This is a genomic window from Janibacter hoylei PVAS-1, from assembly GCF_004025845.1.
GTDB classification, from domain to species: Bacteria; Actinomycetota; Actinomycetes; order Actinomycetales; family Dermatophilaceae; genus Janibacter; species Janibacter hoylei.
The window spans coordinates 257358-272909 of the sequence record NZ_PIPF01000003.1 but is presented as its reverse complement, the minus strand read 5'-3'; the positions used below and the strand labels follow the sequence as shown (position 1 = coordinate 272909).

The following is a 15552-nucleotide window of genomic DNA, read 5'->3' as shown; positions in this document are numbered from 1 at the left end:
ACCAACCCAGTGCGGTTCACTTCGCTTCGGTTGCGGCGTTGCTGTTCCCATCGCTGGTCCTTCCGGGGAGGGCTAATTGGGCTCATCGCGAATGAGAGTGTAGGAGCGGTCTGAATCCGCCGGCTTCGAGGAGCGATCTGGCGACGTAGTGCGTGAGGTTCCGGAAGCCGAGGGCGGAACCGCCAAGGTGCTCGAGCCGGCCGTTGATGGCCTCCGTTGGGCCGTTGCTCGTTCCGGGGCGGTCGAAGAACGCGAGGATGTCCGCGGCGCGATGCTTCAGCGTGCGGCCGAGGTGACGGATCTCTTTGAGCAGCGCGGGGACGCCGTTGCTGACAGAGTCGATCACCGCCCGCATCATCTCCTTCGCCTTGTTCTTGTCGGGTTCGCGGTAGGCGGCGACGATGCGCTGGTAGATGCCCCAGGTCGCTTCGACCTCGACGTGCTCCTCGGCGGCGAACACCGCGTCGAGCCGCGCGGTCTGTTTCTTGGTGAGGAAGCTCGCGCCGGTGTGGAGGGTGCGGCGGACCCCGTAGAGCGGGTCGCCGGCGTGACCGCGGTGCCCGAGTGTGTCTTGCTGGACGCGCTGCCGGGTCCGGTCGAGCGCGTCGCCGGCCAGGCGGACGACGTGGAACGGGTCCATCACCGGGACCGCGTCGGGGAGCTCTTCGGCCGCGGCGGTCTTGAACCCGGAGAACCCGTCCATCGCGACCACCTCGATCCGGCTCGACCACTCCGCAGGCCGGGCGGCGAGCCACTCCTTGAACACCTGCTTCGAGCGGCCCTCGACCATGTCCAGCAGCCTGGCCGGGCCCGTCTTGTTCCTCGCGGGGGTGAGGTCGATGATCACGGTCACGTACTTCTCGCCAAACCGTGTGTGACGCCAGACGTGCTCATCGACACCGATCGTGGTGACCCCGTCGAACCTCGCCGGGTCGTCGATCAGGCGACGCTTGCCTTCGGCGATGATCGCGGTGTTCGCGGTATGCCACGACACCCCGAGCCCTGCTGCGGCGCGGGAGACGGTGAGGTGGTCGACCACGATCGCCGTGAGTGCCACCCGATCCCGCCGCGGGAGATCTTCTCCCTCGGCGCTGCCGCCTTCGACGTGTCCTGCCGCCAGGTCCGGCGGCAGTGCGTGCACCGGTAGCGGCGCACCCGGACCAGCAGCGTCGTCGGTCGATGCCCGAACGGCTCATGCGCCAGCGGCCGCGTCACCGTGTCACGCGGCACGCCCTCCGCGCCGCACTTCCGACACCACGGGTCGTCCTCGACGACGCGGCACTCCAGCACCGCCCGATCAGCCTCGAGCAGCTGCCCGACGGCTTGAAGGCCGAGCTCGTCGAGACGGCAGAACGTGGTCAGGTCAGGGGTCACGAACGTAGGGTGGTGCAAGTCGAGGTGTTCCGGCGGATGGTGAGCGTGAGAACTTCCATCCTGGAAGACCTCGACGCCTATCCGCGAACCAGCCGGCGGTCCCGGGCTACACCCTCAACTGCGAAGAGCCGGTTCACCCCCCAAGCCCCGCCTGAGGGCCGGTGGGGGCTCCGGGTCAGCGCTTCTTCATCCCTCGACGTGGGAAGCCGGCGGCCATGAGCGCCGCCGCGACGAGCGCCGGCTGGCCGAACAGACGGGCGAGACGCTTGCCGTCGGTGTCGAGCCCGAAGGCGTCGTGACGTTCCGCGTACTGCGCGATGTTGCCGGGAAAGATCGCGACGTAGAAGGCGGCCAGGGCCACCCCCACGGCGGCACGGCGCTTCGGCAGCGCGAGCAGAGCCGCACCGAACGCGAGTTCCATGACGCCCGAACCGAGCACGACCGCGTCCTTGTCGATCGGGAACCAGTCGGGCACCTGCGCCTGGAAGTCGTCGCGCGCGAACGTCAGGTGCGACGCGCCCGCGAACGACATGAAGGTACCGAGGCCGAGGCGGGCCGCGTTCTGACCGCGAGTGGCGGGCGGCGCCGGCTCGGCCAGCGAGCGCAGCGATTCGGTCAGTCGGGTGAACCGTGCCATTCGATGCTTCTTCCTCGAATCGTTCGTGTCCCGGGCGGGCTCGGCCCGGGGCGTCGGCGTCACTTCGCCACGCGGACGAGCTTGGTGTTGGCGAACTCGCCGAAGCCCCAGCGCCCGAGCTCACGCCCGTACCCGGAACGTCGGACGCCGCCGAACGGAAGACCGGCCTTCGTCGTGCCGTGCTCGTTGACGTAGGTCATCCCGACCTCGAGACGACGTGCGACCTGCTCGGCCTTCGTCGTGTCCTTCGACCAGACCGAGCCGGACAGGCCGAACGAGGAGTCGTTCGCGATCTCGACAGCTTCCTCGATCGAGTCGTAGGGGTAGACGACGGCGACAGGCCCGAAGATCTCCTCCGTGAACGCGTCCATCTCCCGGGTCACGCCGGTGAGGACGGCCGGGGACATCCAGGCGCCGTCGCGCTCCAGGGCCTTGCCGCCGGTGTGCCGCGTCGCGCCCTGCTCGACGGCGCGCTCGACCTGGGCGATCGCGTCATCGCGGGCCTCGATCGACGACAGCGGCCCCATGTCGGTGCTCTCGTTCGCGGGATCGCCGACCGTCATGGTGTCGACGGTCTCGACGACGCCGGTGACGAACTCGTCGAACATCGCGGACGGCACGAGGATGCGCTTCGGCGAGTTGCACGCCTGGCCGGCGTTGCTCATGCGCGCGGTGGCGACGGTCTCGGCGGTCTCGGCGACATCGACGTCGTCGAGAACGATGAGCGCGTCGGAGCCACCGAGTTCGAGGACGCTCTTCTTGAGGTTCTGCGCGGCCGTCTCCGCGACGGCCTTGCCAGCGCCCTCGCTGCCGGTCAGGGAGACGCCGCGCACGCGCGGGTCCTCGATGATCGACGTGATCTGTTCGTTGCTGACGAACAGGTTGATGTAGGCATCCTGCGGCACGCCCGCGGCGTGCAGGATCTCCTCGATCAGCTCGGCCGTGCGCGCGCAGATCGAGGCGTGCTTGAGCAGGATCGTGTTACCGAGCATGAGGTTCGGCGCCACGAAACGTGCGACCTGGTAGTGCGGGAAGTTCCACGGCATGACGCCCATGAGCACACCGATCGGATCGGTGACGACGACCGACTTCGCGTCGTCACCGATGCTCAGCTGTTCCTCGGCGAGGAGGTCCTCGCCGTGCGAGGCGTACCAGCGGAAGATCGACGATGCGAGCGCAACCTCGCCCTGGGCCTGCGCGAGCGGCTTGCCCATCTCGGTGCCGATGACACCCGCGAGCTCGTCGGCTCGTTCGTCGTAGAGGTCCGCGATCTTGGCGAGGGCGGCGGCACGCTCGGCGGCCTCCGTAGTACGCCAGGTGCTGAAGGCGGCGTCGGCACGCTCGATGGCGCGGGTCACGTCAGCATCCGTCGCGGAGGTGAACTCCTTCTCGATGACGCCGGTGGCGGGGTTCTCGGTGCGGTAGGCCATGAGCTGTCTCCTCTTGATTGAGCTCTGTCCCGAGTGTCAACTCCGACCGACCCAGAAAACATTTCCTGTCAATACTCTTTTGACGGCTCTTCACAGATGAGGGTGTAGCTGTGGTGCGACCTGGGGCGGCGCGTCGGTGTCGGGGTGAGGGTCGAGGTCTTCCGATGATGGGAGTTCTCACACAACCCGTCCGGAAGACCTCGACGTGCCTGACGCTACCTTCACGCGCCCTGACCTGACTACCTTCACCCGCCTCGACGGTCGCGGATCTGCCGGAGCAAGTCGACGTCGGGTCCATGCTCACTCCCGTCGACGTCGGCCGCGATGAGTCCGGGATGCCGTGGCGTCTCTCGCTCGTCGGCCGTCACACCCTCGTCGCTGGCCGATCCGGCTCCGGCAAGGGCTCCGTCCTCTGGGGGTCCGTCGCCTCCCTGGCCCCGTGGATCGCCCAAGACACCGTCCGTGTCCACGGCGTCGATCTCAAGCGCGGTGTGGAGATCGCCATGGGTGACGGTCTGATGTACCGCACCGCCTACCGACCTGAGCAGGCGCTGACGGTTCTGCGCGACCTGCTCACGATCATTGACGAGCGGGCCACCCGCATGGTCGGCCAGTCCCGACTTCACGAGGCCATGCCCGGCGATCCACTTCACGTCCTCGTCATCGACGAGCTCGCGGCGCTCACGGCCTACGCCGATGCCGAGGTGAAGAAGGAGGGGAATCGGCTCCTGGCCGAGATCCTCACGCAGGGCCGAGCCATGGGCGTGGTCGTCGTGGCCTTCGTCCAGGACCCGAAGAAGGAGACAGTCCCGGCGCGCGGCCTCTTCACCCAGACCATCGCCCTTCGCCTCGCCTCCGCCGACGAGGTCCGCATGGTCCTGGGGCAGGGCATGAGCGACGAAGCCCCCGCCCACCGCATCCCGATGAACATGCCTGGCGCCGGATACCTCGTGACCGAGGAAGGCGCTGTGGCTCGGGTGCGCGCCCACTACTGGCCGGATCTCCTGATCAAGGCCACGGCCGCCCACTACCCCGCCGCCAAGCGCTGGGTGCCACCGCTCGAGGAGTCCTCCACGGGAGGAGCGCAGTTCGTCCAGGCAGCCGCGGCGCAGCCCGACGAAGGAGGCCGGGCACCTAGACCGCGAGGCCCACGCAAGAGGTCACCGCGACGCCCCGCTCACAGGACTGAAGAAACCAACGTCATTGCACTGGAAGGAATCCGCGATGCTCCCGAATGATCGAACCCGCGCCGCGACGCGCACGCTCGCGACCCTCAACACTCACGGCGCCTGCGTAGGCCACCCGCACCCCGACTGGTGGTTTCCCGAGCGCGGCCACGACGACACCGACAAGGCGCTCCTCGTCTGCGACACGTGCCCGGTGCAGCGCATGTGCCGCGACTACGCGCAGACGTGGGACGACCGGGGCGTGTGGGGCGGCAGCACCGACGACGAGCGCCACAAGCGCCAGCTCCTGACCATCCCCGCGGAATGGGCCGACATGACCCTCCCCGGGCTGGAGCTGGGTGAGACGGCATGAGCTGGATGCTGGCCGTCGCGCCATCGCAGGTCCTGCCCCTTCGCTCGGGACTCGGCAGGGGCGCCGCAGTTGCCTGCGACGAGTGTCAGACCGTCTTCGTGCGGCGCGTCGACGGGCGGGTGATCTTCCCGACGAGTTCGGATGCCATCGCGGCGGCCACGACCTTTTGCGAAGGCTGGGCGTACGTCGTCGGCGAGGGCGTCGACCATCTCGTGTGCGAAGACTGCGTGGTCGCGCGCGGCGCTGTAGGCGAGTTCTGATGCCCAAGTCACGGGGCCTGGGACTGACCCCAACTTCCAGGGTCATTCCGGCCCGGGAGGCGTGAGCACCATGCGGGACTCGGGTACCCGGGGACGGATGCGGTGGGTCGCTGCGGCCTTCGCGGTCCTCGCGTTGGTGCGTCTCGTCCTGCATCTCTTGGGCTGGTGGACGGCATGACGAGCGGCCAGCGACTCGACGGCGCTCTCGCGGGCCTGACCGAACATTCACTGGAGGCGGTCCAAGAGCTGCTGTCGCGTAGGCACCTCGAGGACTTCGCGCAGGCCGCGAGCCGAGTCGGCTTCTGCCAGCGGCCCATTCGTTTGGCCGGGCACTCCTCGAGCGTCGACAAGACCACCGGCGAGGTGCTCTCGACCTTCTCCTCGGACGAAGCGCCGACCGGCGTCCTGCTGACCCGCTGCGGCAACCGGCGCGAGTCCGTGTGTACCTCGTGCTCCCGCGTCTACGCGCGCGACACCTTCGAGCTGATCCGATGCGGCCTCGAGGGCGGGAAGGGCGTCCCCGGCGCGGTCGCTGAGAACCCTCTTGTCTTCGTCACGGTCACTGCACCGTCCTTCGGGGCTGTCCACTCCACCCGCGGGGGCCGCATGTGTCATCCCCGGGGGCGCGAGACCTGCGAGCACGGCCGCTCCCTCTCGTGCACGGCACGCCACGACAAGGACGACGACGTCGTCGGCTCGCCCATCTGCCACGACTGCTACGACTACCTCGGCCACGTCGTGTGGCAGTTCCACGCACCCGAGCTGTGGCGTCGAGCCGTCCAGGACGTCAGCCGCCAACTCGCCGCGCGCCTGGGCGTCCCGGTCTCGAAGGTCTCCAAGTTCGCCTCACGTCAGTACGGCCGCACCGCCGAGATGCAGGCCCGAGGGGCGGTGCACTTCCACGCGTTGTTTCGCCTCGATGGCCCAGCGGAGCACGGCATCGGTGCCACATGTGCCGTTGACGTCGACGTGATGGTCGACGCGATTCACGCGGCCTTCGCTCGGACCCGCGTCGTTGCTCCCAAGACCGGCGAGCAGGACCTCGAGCGGGTTCTGAAGTGGGGACGCCAGATCGACGTGCGCGTCGTGCGTGACGGCTGCCGGACCGATGACCCGGACGGGCCCATCACGGGGGAGCAGGTGGCTGCCTACCTCGCGAAGTACTCGACCAAGGACACGTCCCTGTCGGTGCCCGATGGGGAGCACGCGCGCCGTCTGCAAACCACGTGCCAGGAGGTGCACGATCTCGCGGTGCTTCGTGCCGAGCGTCGAAGAGCAGGCGAAGTCCTCGAGGCCCCGGTCGACGCTGAGGGCAGGGACCACTACGCGCTCATCGGCAAGTGGGCCAAAGAGCTTGGCTACCGCGGGCACTACTCGTCCAAGTCGCGCCGCTACAGCGTCACCTACCGGACCCTGCGTCGTCGCCGAGCACGATTCCAACAGGTCATGAGCGACGAGACCGAGCGCGCCCGACGGGCCGGCCGACCGGTTGACCCGAAGTCCGTCGAGGAAGCCCTCCGGGAAGAGGCCGACGAATCGGCCACCCTCGTCGTCGGCGTCTGGGAGTTCGTCGGTACCGGCTGGGCCAACGAAGGGGAAGCCGAGATCGCTACCGCTGCGGCTGCTCGAGCGCGCGAGTACGCACAGCACCGCGCAGCAACGACGAAGTGACCACACAAGGGGAAAGGGCACGACGATGAGCACGAAAGAACTGCAAGACCTGGAGCTGCCGATCTACCTGACGACCGCCGAACTGGCCACACTGGCAAGGGTGGATGCCTCCACCGTGTGCAGATGGCGCCAGCGAGGAGAGGGGCCGCGCGTGACGTGGCTGTCTCCGACCATGCCGCGCTACCTGTGGGACGACGTCCAGAAGTGGCTCAAGCACGCGGCGGCCTGAGATGACAATCATCAAGAGAAACGGGCGGTACTACGCCAAACTGAAGTCCGGGCGCGACTTCATCGCCGGCCGCACCTTCGACACCCAGCGCGAGGCCAAGGCCTGGCTGGCTCGGGAACGTGCCGCCCTAGACGGTGGTGTCGACCCTCGAGCGGGTCGCGAGCGAATGCGGGAGGCGTTGAAGCGCTGGCTGGAGATCCGTCGGACCACGGTCGCCGTGAAGACGCACCGTGCGGACTGCGACCTGATGCGGCTGACCCCGACCAGCATGCTGGCTCTGCAACTGTCGGCCATCTCCGAAAGGGAAGTGAGCCGCGTCTTCGTGCAGCTCCTGGCCGACGGGCTGGTCGAGTCATCGGTGGTCCGCTATCGGGCCAGCCTGTCGGCCTTCTTCGGCTGGTGTGTCCGCGAAAAGCTGATCCTGACCAACCCGGTCACGTCGGCCAAGGTCCCCAAGGGATCCGAGGAGCGGGCCGAGATGATGCCCTTTACCGAGGACGAGCTCTGGGAGGTCTTCGAAGACTGCCGCGCGAAGAACGAACGGTTGGCGAGCATCGTCCTCGTGCTCGGCTGGACCGGGTTGCGGTGGGGCGAGGCTCGAGCGATGGCGGTCGGTGACGTCGTCCAGCTGCCGACGGCCGGTCTGATGGTGCGTCGCTCGCGGTCAGAAGGCATCGGCACGAAGTCGACCAAGGGCCGCCGGTGGCGCCGGGTGCCTGTCGCGGACGGAATCGTCCCGCATCTCGAGGCGCTGGCGGCGGGCAACCACGAGCGGGACCCGCTCTTCACGACCGACGCGGGCGGGCTGCTCAATCGCACCGCCTTCATCCGAACGCTGAAGTGGGAGAAGACAGGGCGGGGCCGGCGGCTGCACGACCTGCGGCACACCGCCGCCTGCCTCTGGCTCGCCCGCGGGGTCGACCTCGGGACCGTCCAGGCGTGGATGGGACACGAGTCCGCGTCAACGACGAATCGGTACCTGCACTTCCTCGGAACGGGGGCCGACAGGGCGGGTCTCGAGAGGCTCAATTTTGGATGGGGGTACCAGGGGGGTACCAACTCGCGCGCGATGGGGGAGCAGCCGTGACCAGAAAGGCTCTGGAAATGACGAAAACCCTCGATTTCTCGAGGGTTTCGTGTGGAGCCGCCTGTCGGAATCGAACCGACGACCTTCTCATTACGAGTGAGACGCTCTAGCCGACTGAGCTAAGGCGGCGTGCGCCCGAGGACGCGAGGCACAAGTATACGGATGAGTGCCTGTGGTGCGTAATCGGGTCGCGCGCCTCAGAGGTCGAAGTGCGCGTCGAGGTCGTCCGTCGTGGTGTTGGCGTCTTCGGACGGTGCGACGACCTCGGTGGTGAGCACCCGCGTGGCCGGGTCGTCGGCCGGATGAGCCTCCAGCCGCACGAAGGCCGTGCGCGCGTCGGCCTGGTCGCGATAGGTGCGGGCCACCGCCTCGAGGACGCGCTCGAGGGAGGCGGTGACGGCTGCGCGGTCGGAGCCCTGGAGGGTCAGCACCCCGCTGATCGTCGTGCCTGCCGAGGTCGAGTCCTGGTACTGCACCAGTCCGGCGACGTGCTCGGGCAGCGCCTCGACCGCGGAGCGCAGCGCGGCCTGCACGGCAGGCACGTCGCTCCTCCGGCCGCACGCCGCGACCGGCAGGATGAGCGCCCCGAGCAGGACGGCGCGACGCGAGGTGCGCATCAGTCCGCGAGCGCCTCGTCGCGCCCGCTGCCGATCCGCTCGAGCACCACGTCGGCCACGACGTCCGGGTGGGTCTCCATGAGCCAGTGCCCGGCGTCGAGCTCGCGCGTGATCGCCAGCTCCGGCCGGTCGCCCGCGCGGCGCCGCAGCTGCTCGACGGTGTGCGTCGTCGCGACCTCGCCGAAGGCCGGGTCCTTGCGTCCCCACAGGTAGGCCGTCGGGATGACCCGGCGGTGCTCGCTGCTGCGGGGACCCCCCTTCGTCCGGCGTGCTCGCCACATGAGGGTGGGGGAGAGCGCCGCCCGGTACCAGGCGAAGGTGCCCTGGGCCGCGCCGGGCGTCTTGAGCCGCAAGGCGTCGTGGGCCGCGCGCTCGCGGGGCATGCCGATCTTTTCGAGGATCTGCTGGGCGAAGAGGCGGAAGAAGAGCACCGGCACGAGCGGCAGCGCGAAGGCCGCCATGTACCAGCTGTGCTTGTGCTGCTCGCCCGCGCGGAAGCCCGCCGCCATGCCCGCGCCGGTCGGTGTCGACAGCACGGTGAGGGTCTCGACCCGGTGGGGCTCGCGCGCGGCGACCGCCCAGGCCAGCGCGCCGCCCCAGTCGTGCCCGACCACGTGCGCCCGCTCGGCTCCAGCCGCGTCGATGAGAGCGACGACGTCACCGACGATCTCGTCGAGGCCGTACTCGAGGTGGTTGCCCGGACGGGCCCCGGGGGAGTAGCCGCGCAGATCGGGCGCGATGACCCGCAGCCCGGCCTCCGTCAGTCGCGGCGTCACGTGCTGCCAGGCCGTCCGGTCCTGGGGCCAGCCGTGCAGGAGGACGACGAGATCGGCGCCCTCGGGGCCGGTGTCGTCAACGTCGAAGGTCAGTCCGTCGCGGGAGTAGTAGCGCACGGGGCCAACGTAGTTCACGTCCCTTCGAGACGCTCGGCCGCGGGCGGCCCCGCTCCTCAGGGACCGGGGGGACGGGAGGGCTGCAGGCGGCCTCGCTCCTCAGGGACCGTAGGGGAGACTTTCGCTCCCTGAGGAGGTCGCTCTGCGACCGTCTCGAAGGGAGGTTGGTGACGTCCCTTCGAGACGCTCGGCCGCGGGCGGCCTCACTCCTCAGGGACCGGGGGGGACGGGAGGGCCGTGGGCGGCCTCGCTCCTCAGGGACCGTAGGGGAGACTTTCGCTCCCTGAGGAGGTCGCTCTGCGACCGTCTCGAAGGGAGGTTGGTGACGTCCCTTCGAGACGCTCGGCCGCAGGCGGCCTCACTCCTCAGGGACCGGGGGGACGGGAGGGCCGTGGACGGCCTCGCTCCTCAGGGACCGGGGGGACGGGAGGGCCGTGGACGGCCTCGCTCCTCAGGGACCGGGGGAGGAGGGAGCCGCGGGGAGAGGATGGATGGGTGACCGGACCGACCTTCACCTTCCACCACCAGTGGTCCTTCGCTGCCCCCCGGGAGGCGGTGCTCGCGGCACTCGCCGACATCGATGGATACCCGGCGTGGTGGCCACAGGTGCGCTCCGTCGGGCGGCTCGACGAGCGGAGTGGGCGGGCCCGGATCCGCAGCGCCCTGCCGCTCACCCTGCACCTGGTCCTCACCCGCGAGATCGAGGACCACGCACGGGGCCGCCTGCGGGTTCGCGTCGACGGTGACCTCGAGGGGTGGGCGCAGTGGTCGGTCGGCAGCGATCCGCAGGGCGGGGTGTGCGCGACCTTCGACCAGGACGTGAGGGTCGTCGCCCGGTGGTCCCGGGCGGCGACCCTCGCGCCTGCAGTGCTGCGGGCCAACCACGCGTGGATGATGCGGCAGGGCCGCCGCGGGTTGGCGCGATCGCTCAGTCGTCGCTGAGCGGCTTCTCCTTCGTCGCCAGCTCCTCGCGGGCACGGGCGGCGGCGGCCTTGATGTCCTCCTCCGAGTGGGTCACGTCCTCCTGCGGGGCGTGGCCGGAGTTGGGCATGTTCCAGCGGGCGGTGGTCACGCCATTGGCCTTGGCGCGCTCGATGGCCTCGAGGATCGTCTGGATGGCCTCCTCGCGGCCGACCCAGTGGGCGCCCTCGACGGACTTGCCCGGCTCGAGGTCCTTGTAGGTCTCGAAGAAGTGCTGGATCTCCAGACGATCGAACTCGCTGACGTCCTCGAGGTCCTTGATGTGCTCCTTGCGCGGGTCACCGGCCGGGATGCACAGCACCTTGTCGTCGCCACCGGCCTCGTCGCGCATGTGGAACATGCCGATCGGCCGGGCGCGCACGAGGCAGCCGGGCCACGTCGGCTCGTCGAGCAGCACGAGGGCGTCGAGCGGGTCGCCGTCCTCGCCGAGCGTGTCCTCGATGTACCCGTAGTCGCTCGGGTAGGCCATGGACGTGAAGAGCATGCGGTCGAGACGGATGCGGCCCGTCGCGTGGTCGACCTCGTACTTGTTCTTCTGGCCCTTCGGGATCTCGATGGTGACGTCGAACTCCACAGGTGTACCTCTTGTCCGTGAATGGGTGAACTACTCTCGGAGGCCAGTGTTCCACCACCTCCGCCAAAACACCGCAAGGGGCCGCCCGTGAGACGTGCTCTCGTCGCCGTCACCACCGTCGCCGCGCTCGCGGTGGGCTACGGGGTGGCCGACGCGTACGACCGCGTCCCCGGCGTGCTCACCATCGACGAGGCGGCCTCGGAGCAGCCCCCCGAGCCGGTCGAGCCCACGCCCGTGCTCCCGCCCGCCGACGAGTCCGCCCCCCTGCCGACCGCGGCCGGCCTGCGCGACGCGATCGCCGACGACGTCGGCTCCTCCGCCCTCGGCCCGCGGGTCGGGATCGTCGTGCGTGACGCCGTCACCGGTGACCCCGTCTGGACGAAGGGGGCCGACCGCCCCCAGACCCCGGCCTCCACCGCCAAGCTGCTCACCGCGGCCGCCGTCGCCGAGCGCACCGATCTGAGCCGGACGATGAAGACGACCGTCGTCGCCGACGGGGACGACCTCGTGCTCGTCGCCGCCGGCGACACGATGCTCGCCCGCGGCGACGGTGACCCGACTGCCGTCGAGGGCCGCGCCGGTCTCGCCGACCTCGCCGAGCAGGTCGCCGACTCCCTCGGGACGAAGGGGGGCGGGTCCCGCTCCCTTCGCCTCGACGCGACGTACGCCGCAGGTGAGCGCTACGCGCCGACCTGGGACCGTGCCGACGTCGCGGCCGGCTACACCCAGGGTGTTTCGATGATCGGGCTGGCGGGGGACCGGCCCGAGCCCTTCAAGCCGTCGCCGACCTTCCCGGAGAAGGCGGTGCTCGCGTCCTTCGCCGCTCAGCTCGACAAGGCGGGCGTGAAGGTCACGGTCGACGACTCGCCCACGACGTGGCGCCGGGCGGCCCCCGCCGACGGCGAGCAGCTGGCCTCCGTCGAGTCGGCGCCCCTCGGCGACGTCCTCGCCCTGGCCCTCGACGACAGCGACAACGCCCTGACCGAAAACGTCGCCCGCCAGGCCGCCGTCGCCGACGGGGCCGGCGCGTCCTTCGCGGAGACCACCGCCTGGGTGCGCTCCACCCTTGACGACGCGGGCATCGACCTCACCGGGGTCAAGCTCAAGGACAACTGCGGGCTCAGCTCGGGCCAGGTGGTCCCCGCCCGGGTCATCTCCGACGTCATGCAGCTCGGCATCACCGGCTCGGCGCAGACGATGAGCGTCGTGCTCTCGCAGCTGCCCGTCGCCGGCCTGACCGGGACCCTGCACGAGCGCTACCGCACCGACGAGTCGCGGGACGCCGCGGGCATCGCCCGCGCCAAGACCGGCACGCTCACCGGCACCTCGGCCCTCGCCGGCACAACGACGACCGCGGACGGTCGGCTGCTCACCTACGTCATCATCGCCGACCGCGTCCCCTCGACGACCGGCACGCTGGGCGCCCGGGCCGCACTGGACCGGATCGTCGCCGGCATCACCGACTGCGGCTGCGACTGACAGAGGTGTCGGGCCGGCGCGCGGGGTGTTTGGATGGGGTCGTGACGCAGTACGTCGACTGGAAGTTCGCCAAGTCCACCGGTGCCCGGCTCGTGCCGCCGGGCCCTGACGTGAGCGAGGACGAGGCTGCCGAGGCCGTCGCCGAGATCCGCGAGCTGGCAGCGGCGGCCGTCGCGCCGGTCGCGGCCACCTCACGACTCACCGCCCCCGGGGACGCCCCGGCGCCGCTCGTCGTCGACCGCCCGACGTGGATCGGGGTCAACGCCGACTCGATGGCCGCGCTGCTGCAGCCCGCGCTGGAGCGGGTCGCCTCCCGCCGTGACAAGGAGCCCTCGGCCGCCGCTCAGGCCATCGGCTCCAAGGTCACGGCCGTCGAGGCCGGCGGCATGCTCGCCTTCCTCTCGACGAAGGTCCTCGGGCAGTACGACATCGCCCCCGACGGCACCCCGGCGCTGCTCCTCGTCGCCCCCAACATCGTCGCGACCGAGCGCGAGCTGGGCGTGACGCCCCGCGACTTCCGGCTGTGGGTCTGCCTCCACGAGGAGACCCACCGCGTGCAGTTCACCGCGGTGCCCTGGCTGCGTGAGCACCTCATCGGGCAGGCCCGCGACCTCGCCGGTGAGCTCGCACCCGACATGGAGTCGCTGCGCTCGCGTCTGGAGCAGGTGACCGCCCGGCTGCCCAAGGTGCTCAGCGGCGAGGGCCAGGGCCTGCCCGACCTCGTCATCACGCCCGAGCAGCGCGAGCAGATGGCCCGCGTCACCGCCGTCATGTCGCTGCTCGAGGGGCACGCCGACGTCGTCATGGACGACGTGGGCCCCGAGCACGTGCCGAGCGTCGCGACGATCCGCGAGCGCTTCACCCGCCGACGCAAGGGGGCCGGCGCCGCCGACCGCATGCTGCGCCGGCTCCTCGGTCTCGAGGCCAAGATGCGCCAGTACCGCGACGGTGCCGACTTCGTCCGTGGCGTGCAGGAGCAGGTCGGCGTCGACGGCTTCAACGCCGTGTGGACCTCGCCGGAGACCCTGCCGACTCCGCTCGAGATCACCGACCCCACCACCTGGGTGCGGCGGGTCCACGGCTGATGGGGGCCGGTCACCCTGCGCAGGCCCACTGCCGAAGGGGGGTCCGCGCCGTCCTCGAAGGGCTGCCCGCCGGGTCCCTGGCCCTGGCCGCCGTGAGCGGGGGCACCGACTCCCTCGCCCTCGCTGGGGCGCTGGCCGCCGAGGGCGCCCCCCACGACGTCACCGTCGGCGCGATCATCGTCGACCACGGTCTCCAGCCCGACTCCGCGGAGACCGCCCTGCTCGCCGCGCAGCAGTGCGGCGACCTGGGGCTCGCGCCCGTCGCGATCGTCCAGGCCGTCGTCGCCGCCAGCGGCGACGGGCTCGAGGCAGCCGCCCGCGAGGCCCGCTACTCGGCCCTCGCCGAGACCGCCGCCGCGATGGGGGAGGAGCACCCTGCGCACGTCGTGCTGCTCGGCCACACCCGGGACGACCAGGCCGAGCAGGTGCTGCTCGGGCTCGCCCGCGGGTCGGGCGCTCGCTCGCTCGCCGGCATGCCCGCGCTCGTGGTGCGGGAGGGCACTCCCTTCGTCAGGCCGCTGCTGCACCTGCCCCGCGAAACGACCGAGCAGGCCTGTGCCGCGTGGGGACTCGTGCCGTGGGAGGACCCGATGAACTCCGACCGGGCCTACGCCCGCGTGCGGGTGCGTCAGGCCCTCGCGATGCTCGAGGACGACCTGGGCCCGGGGCTCGGTGAGGCGCTGGCGCGCAGCGCCGACCTGCTGCGCGACGACGCCGACCTGCTCGACGACCTCGCCGAGGCGGCCGTGCCCGACGACGACCCGGCCGGAGTGCCCGTCGGGGTGCTGGCGGACCTTGCTCCCGCCCTTCGCTCCCGCGTGTGGCGCCGACTGCTGCTGCGGGCCGGCTCGCCCGCCGGCGCGGTCACCGCCGCCCACGTCGCCGCGTGCGACGGGCTGGTCACCGACTGGCACGGTCAGGGCCCGCTGCACGTGCCCGGCAACCTGCGGGTGGGCAGGGCCGACGGCCGGGTGCACATCACCCCGGTCACTGGTGGACAATGAGACCGCCCAGGCCCGCTCGCTAAGGAGAACCGTGGACTCCAAGGACATCCAGGACGACCTCGTCGAGGTGCTCATCACCGAGGAGCAGATCCAGGCACGGCTGGCCGAGCTGGCCACCGAGGTCTGGGAGCACTACCGCGACAAGGAGGTGCTCCTCGTCGGTGTCCTCAAGGGCGCGGTCATGGTCATGGCCGACTTCATGCGTCACCTGCCCGGCTCCGCCCCCATGGACTGGATGGCCGTGAGCTCCTACGGCTCCGGCACCAAGTCCTCCGGTGTCGTGCGGATCCTCAAGGACCTCGACACCGACATCACCGACAAGCACGTGCTCATCGTCGAGGACATCATCGACTCCGGCCTGACCCTCTCGTGGATCCGGTCCAACCTCGACTCGCGCTCGCCCGCCTCCGTCGAGATCCTCACCCTCCTGCGCAAGCCCGATGCCGCGAAGGTCGAGATCGACACCCGCTGGGTCGGCTTCGACATCGCCAACGAGTTCGTCGTGGGCTACGGGCTCGACTACGCCGAGGGCTACCGCAACCTGCGCGACGTCGCGACGCTCGCGCCGCACGTCTACTCCTGACGTTCCCTTCGAGACGCTCGTTCCTCGCTCCTCAGGGAGCGGGGGTGGGGCGCTCGTTCCTCAGGGAGCGAGGGGGAGACGCAAGGAGTGCGCGGCGCGAATCAAGGAT

At 70.4% G+C, this 15552-nt stretch carries 16 protein-coding genes, 1 tRNA gene and 1 pseudogene; 11 read left to right on the top strand and 7 right to left on the bottom strand.

Annotated elements, in window-relative coordinates; all coding sequences use genetic code 11:
- Positions 1-82: 82 nt before the first annotated feature.
- From CWN80_RS04740 to CWN80_RS04730, 3 genes and pseudogenes are all read right to left on the bottom strand, one after another.
- A pseudogene (locus CWN80_RS04740) lies at positions 83-1392 on the bottom strand (ISL3-like element ISPfr18 family transposase).
- A gap of 157 nt (positions 1393-1549) precedes the next feature.
- Positions 1550-2011, bottom strand: coding sequence for a DoxX family protein (locus CWN80_RS04735; RefSeq protein WP_007929990.1), 462 nt, complete (start codon positions 2009-2011; stop codon positions 1550-1552).
- Between the two features lie 59 nt (positions 2012-2070).
- A complete protein-coding gene (locus CWN80_RS04730; protein ID WP_007929993.1) occupies positions 2071-3441 on the bottom strand; it encodes an NAD-dependent succinate-semialdehyde dehydrogenase in 1371 nt (456 codons plus the stop codon).
- Positions 3442-3710: 269 nt separating this feature from the next.
- Between CWN80_RS04730 and CWN80_RS04720 the strand changes: the two genes are divergently transcribed.
- The 6 genes from CWN80_RS04720 (at position 3711) to CWN80_RS04695 (ending at position 8227) form a co-directional block, all read left to right on the top strand.
- On the top strand, positions 3711-4679 hold the full coding sequence (locus tag CWN80_RS04720) for an FtsK/SpoIIIE domain-containing protein (protein ID WP_272948429.1): 969 nt from the start codon (positions 3711-3713) through the stop codon (positions 4677-4679).
- Positions 4666-4980: a WhiB family transcriptional regulator gene (locus tag CWN80_RS04715; RefSeq protein ID WP_007930002.1), complete on the top strand. Its 315-nt coding sequence runs from the start codon at positions 4666-4668 to the stop codon at positions 4978-4980. The genes CWN80_RS04720 and CWN80_RS04715 overlap by 14 nt, the downstream gene beginning before the upstream one ends.
- Entirely contained in the window at positions 4977-5240 is a 264-nt protein-coding gene (locus CWN80_RS04710) for a hypothetical protein (protein WP_007930008.1), read from the top strand. The genes CWN80_RS04715 and CWN80_RS04710 overlap by 4 nt, the downstream gene beginning before the upstream one ends.
- A gap of 174 nt (positions 5241-5414) precedes the next feature.
- Positions 5415-6911 carry a replication initiator gene (locus CWN80_RS04705; RefSeq protein WP_128276952.1) on the top strand — a complete coding sequence of 499 codons (1497 nt, stop codon included), beginning with the start codon at positions 5415-5417 and terminating at the stop codon, positions 6909-6911.
- Positions 6912-6936: 25 nt separating this feature from the next.
- Positions 6937-7140: a helix-turn-helix transcriptional regulator gene (locus CWN80_RS04700; protein ID WP_083853655.1), complete on the top strand. Its 204-nt coding sequence runs from the start codon at positions 6937-6939 to the stop codon at positions 7138-7140.
- Position 7141: 1 nt separating this feature from the next.
- Entirely contained in the window at positions 7142-8227 is a 1086-nt protein-coding gene (locus tag CWN80_RS04695; protein WP_007925892.1) for a tyrosine-type recombinase/integrase, read from the top strand.
- Between the two features lie 52 nt (positions 8228-8279).
- On the opposite strand, the gene CWN80_RS04690 is transcribed toward CWN80_RS04695, so the two are convergent.
- The 3 genes from CWN80_RS04690 to CWN80_RS04680 form a co-directional block, all read right to left on the bottom strand.
- Positions 8280-8356, bottom strand: a tRNA-Thr gene (locus CWN80_RS04690).
- Positions 8357-8424: 68 nt separating this feature from the next.
- Positions 8425-8844 (bottom strand): hypothetical protein, encoded by a 420-nt coding sequence (locus CWN80_RS04685; protein ID WP_007925891.1) that lies wholly within the window; start codon positions 8842-8844, stop codon positions 8425-8427.
- A complete protein-coding gene (locus tag CWN80_RS04680; RefSeq protein WP_007925889.1) occupies positions 8844-9737 on the bottom strand; it encodes an alpha/beta fold hydrolase in 894 nt (297 codons plus the stop codon). Before CWN80_RS04680 ends, CWN80_RS04685 begins: the two co-directional genes overlap by 1 nt.
- Positions 9738-10232: 495 nt before the next feature.
- Between CWN80_RS04680 and CWN80_RS04675 the strand changes: the two genes are divergently transcribed.
- The gene (locus tag CWN80_RS04675) at positions 10233-10679 is read left to right on the top strand and encodes an SRPBCC family protein (protein ID WP_083853654.1); all 447 of its coding nucleotides are present in this window, start codon (positions 10233-10235) and stop codon (positions 10677-10679) included.
- Here CWN80_RS04675 and CWN80_RS04670 read toward each other — a convergent pair.
- Positions 10666-11292 carry an inorganic diphosphatase gene (locus tag CWN80_RS04670; RefSeq protein ID WP_128276950.1) on the bottom strand — a complete coding sequence of 209 codons (627 nt, stop codon included), beginning with the start codon at positions 11290-11292 and terminating at the stop codon, positions 10666-10668. The genes CWN80_RS04675 and CWN80_RS04670 overlap by 14 nt on opposite strands.
- Before the next feature lie 87 nt (positions 11293-11379).
- Here CWN80_RS04670 and dacB point away from each other — a divergent pair, with 87 nt between their 5' ends.
- From dacB to hpt, 4 genes are read left to right on the top strand one after another with little or no spacing between them, the layout of a single operon-like run.
- The gene (dacB, locus tag CWN80_RS04665; protein ID WP_192899835.1) at positions 11380-12771 is read left to right on the top strand and encodes a D-alanyl-D-alanine carboxypeptidase/D-alanyl-D-alanine endopeptidase; all 1392 of its coding nucleotides are present in this window, start codon (positions 11380-11382) and stop codon (positions 12769-12771) included.
- A gap of 41 nt (positions 12772-12812) precedes the next feature.
- A complete protein-coding gene (locus CWN80_RS04660) occupies positions 12813-13856 on the top strand; it encodes a zinc-dependent metalloprotease (protein ID WP_238148061.1) in 1044 nt (347 codons plus the stop codon).
- On the top strand, positions 13856-14860 hold the full coding sequence (tilS, locus tag CWN80_RS04655; RefSeq protein WP_007925865.1) for a tRNA lysidine(34) synthetase TilS: 1005 nt from the start codon (positions 13856-13858) through the stop codon (positions 14858-14860). Before CWN80_RS04660 ends, tilS begins: the two co-directional genes overlap by 1 nt.
- A 31-nt stretch (positions 14861-14891) precedes the next feature.
- Entirely contained in the window at positions 14892-15443 is a 552-nt protein-coding gene (gene hpt / locus CWN80_RS04650) for a hypoxanthine phosphoribosyltransferase (RefSeq protein WP_128276948.1), read from the top strand.
- Positions 15444-15552: the final 109 nt, after the last annotated feature.

What these genes read in the sequence shown, in the direction of transcription:
- CWN80_RS04735 (WP_007929990.1), bottom strand. Translation starts at nt 2,011, where the DNA reads ATGGCACGGTTCACCCGACTGACCGAATCGCTGCGCTCGCTGGCCGAG.
- CWN80_RS04730 (WP_007929993.1), bottom strand. Translation starts at nt 3,441, where the DNA reads ATGGCCTACCGCACCGAGAACCCCGCCACCGGCGTCATCGAGAAGGAG.
- CWN80_RS04715 (WP_007930002.1), top strand. Translation starts at nt 4,666, where the DNA reads ATGCTCCCGAATGATCGAACCCGCGCCGCGACGCGCACGCTCGCGACC.
- CWN80_RS04710 (WP_007930008.1), top strand. Translation starts at nt 4,977, where the DNA reads ATGAGCTGGATGCTGGCCGTCGCGCCATCGCAGGTCCTGCCCCTTCGC.
- CWN80_RS04705 (WP_128276952.1), top strand. Translation starts at nt 5,415, where the DNA reads ATGACGAGCGGCCAGCGACTCGACGGCGCTCTCGCGGGCCTGACCGAA.
- CWN80_RS04700 (WP_083853655.1), top strand. Translation starts at nt 6,937, where the DNA reads ATGAGCACGAAAGAACTGCAAGACCTGGAGCTGCCGATCTACCTGACG.
- CWN80_RS04695 (WP_007925892.1), top strand. Translation starts at nt 7,142, where the DNA reads ATGACAATCATCAAGAGAAACGGGCGGTACTACGCCAAACTGAAGTCC.
- CWN80_RS04685 (WP_007925891.1), bottom strand. Translation starts at nt 8,844, where the DNA reads ATGCGCACCTCGCGTCGCGCCGTCCTGCTCGGGGCGCTCATCCTGCCG.
- tilS (WP_007925865.1), top strand. Translation starts at nt 13,856, where the DNA reads ATGGGGGCCGGTCACCCTGCGCAGGCCCACTGCCGAAGGGGGGTCCGC.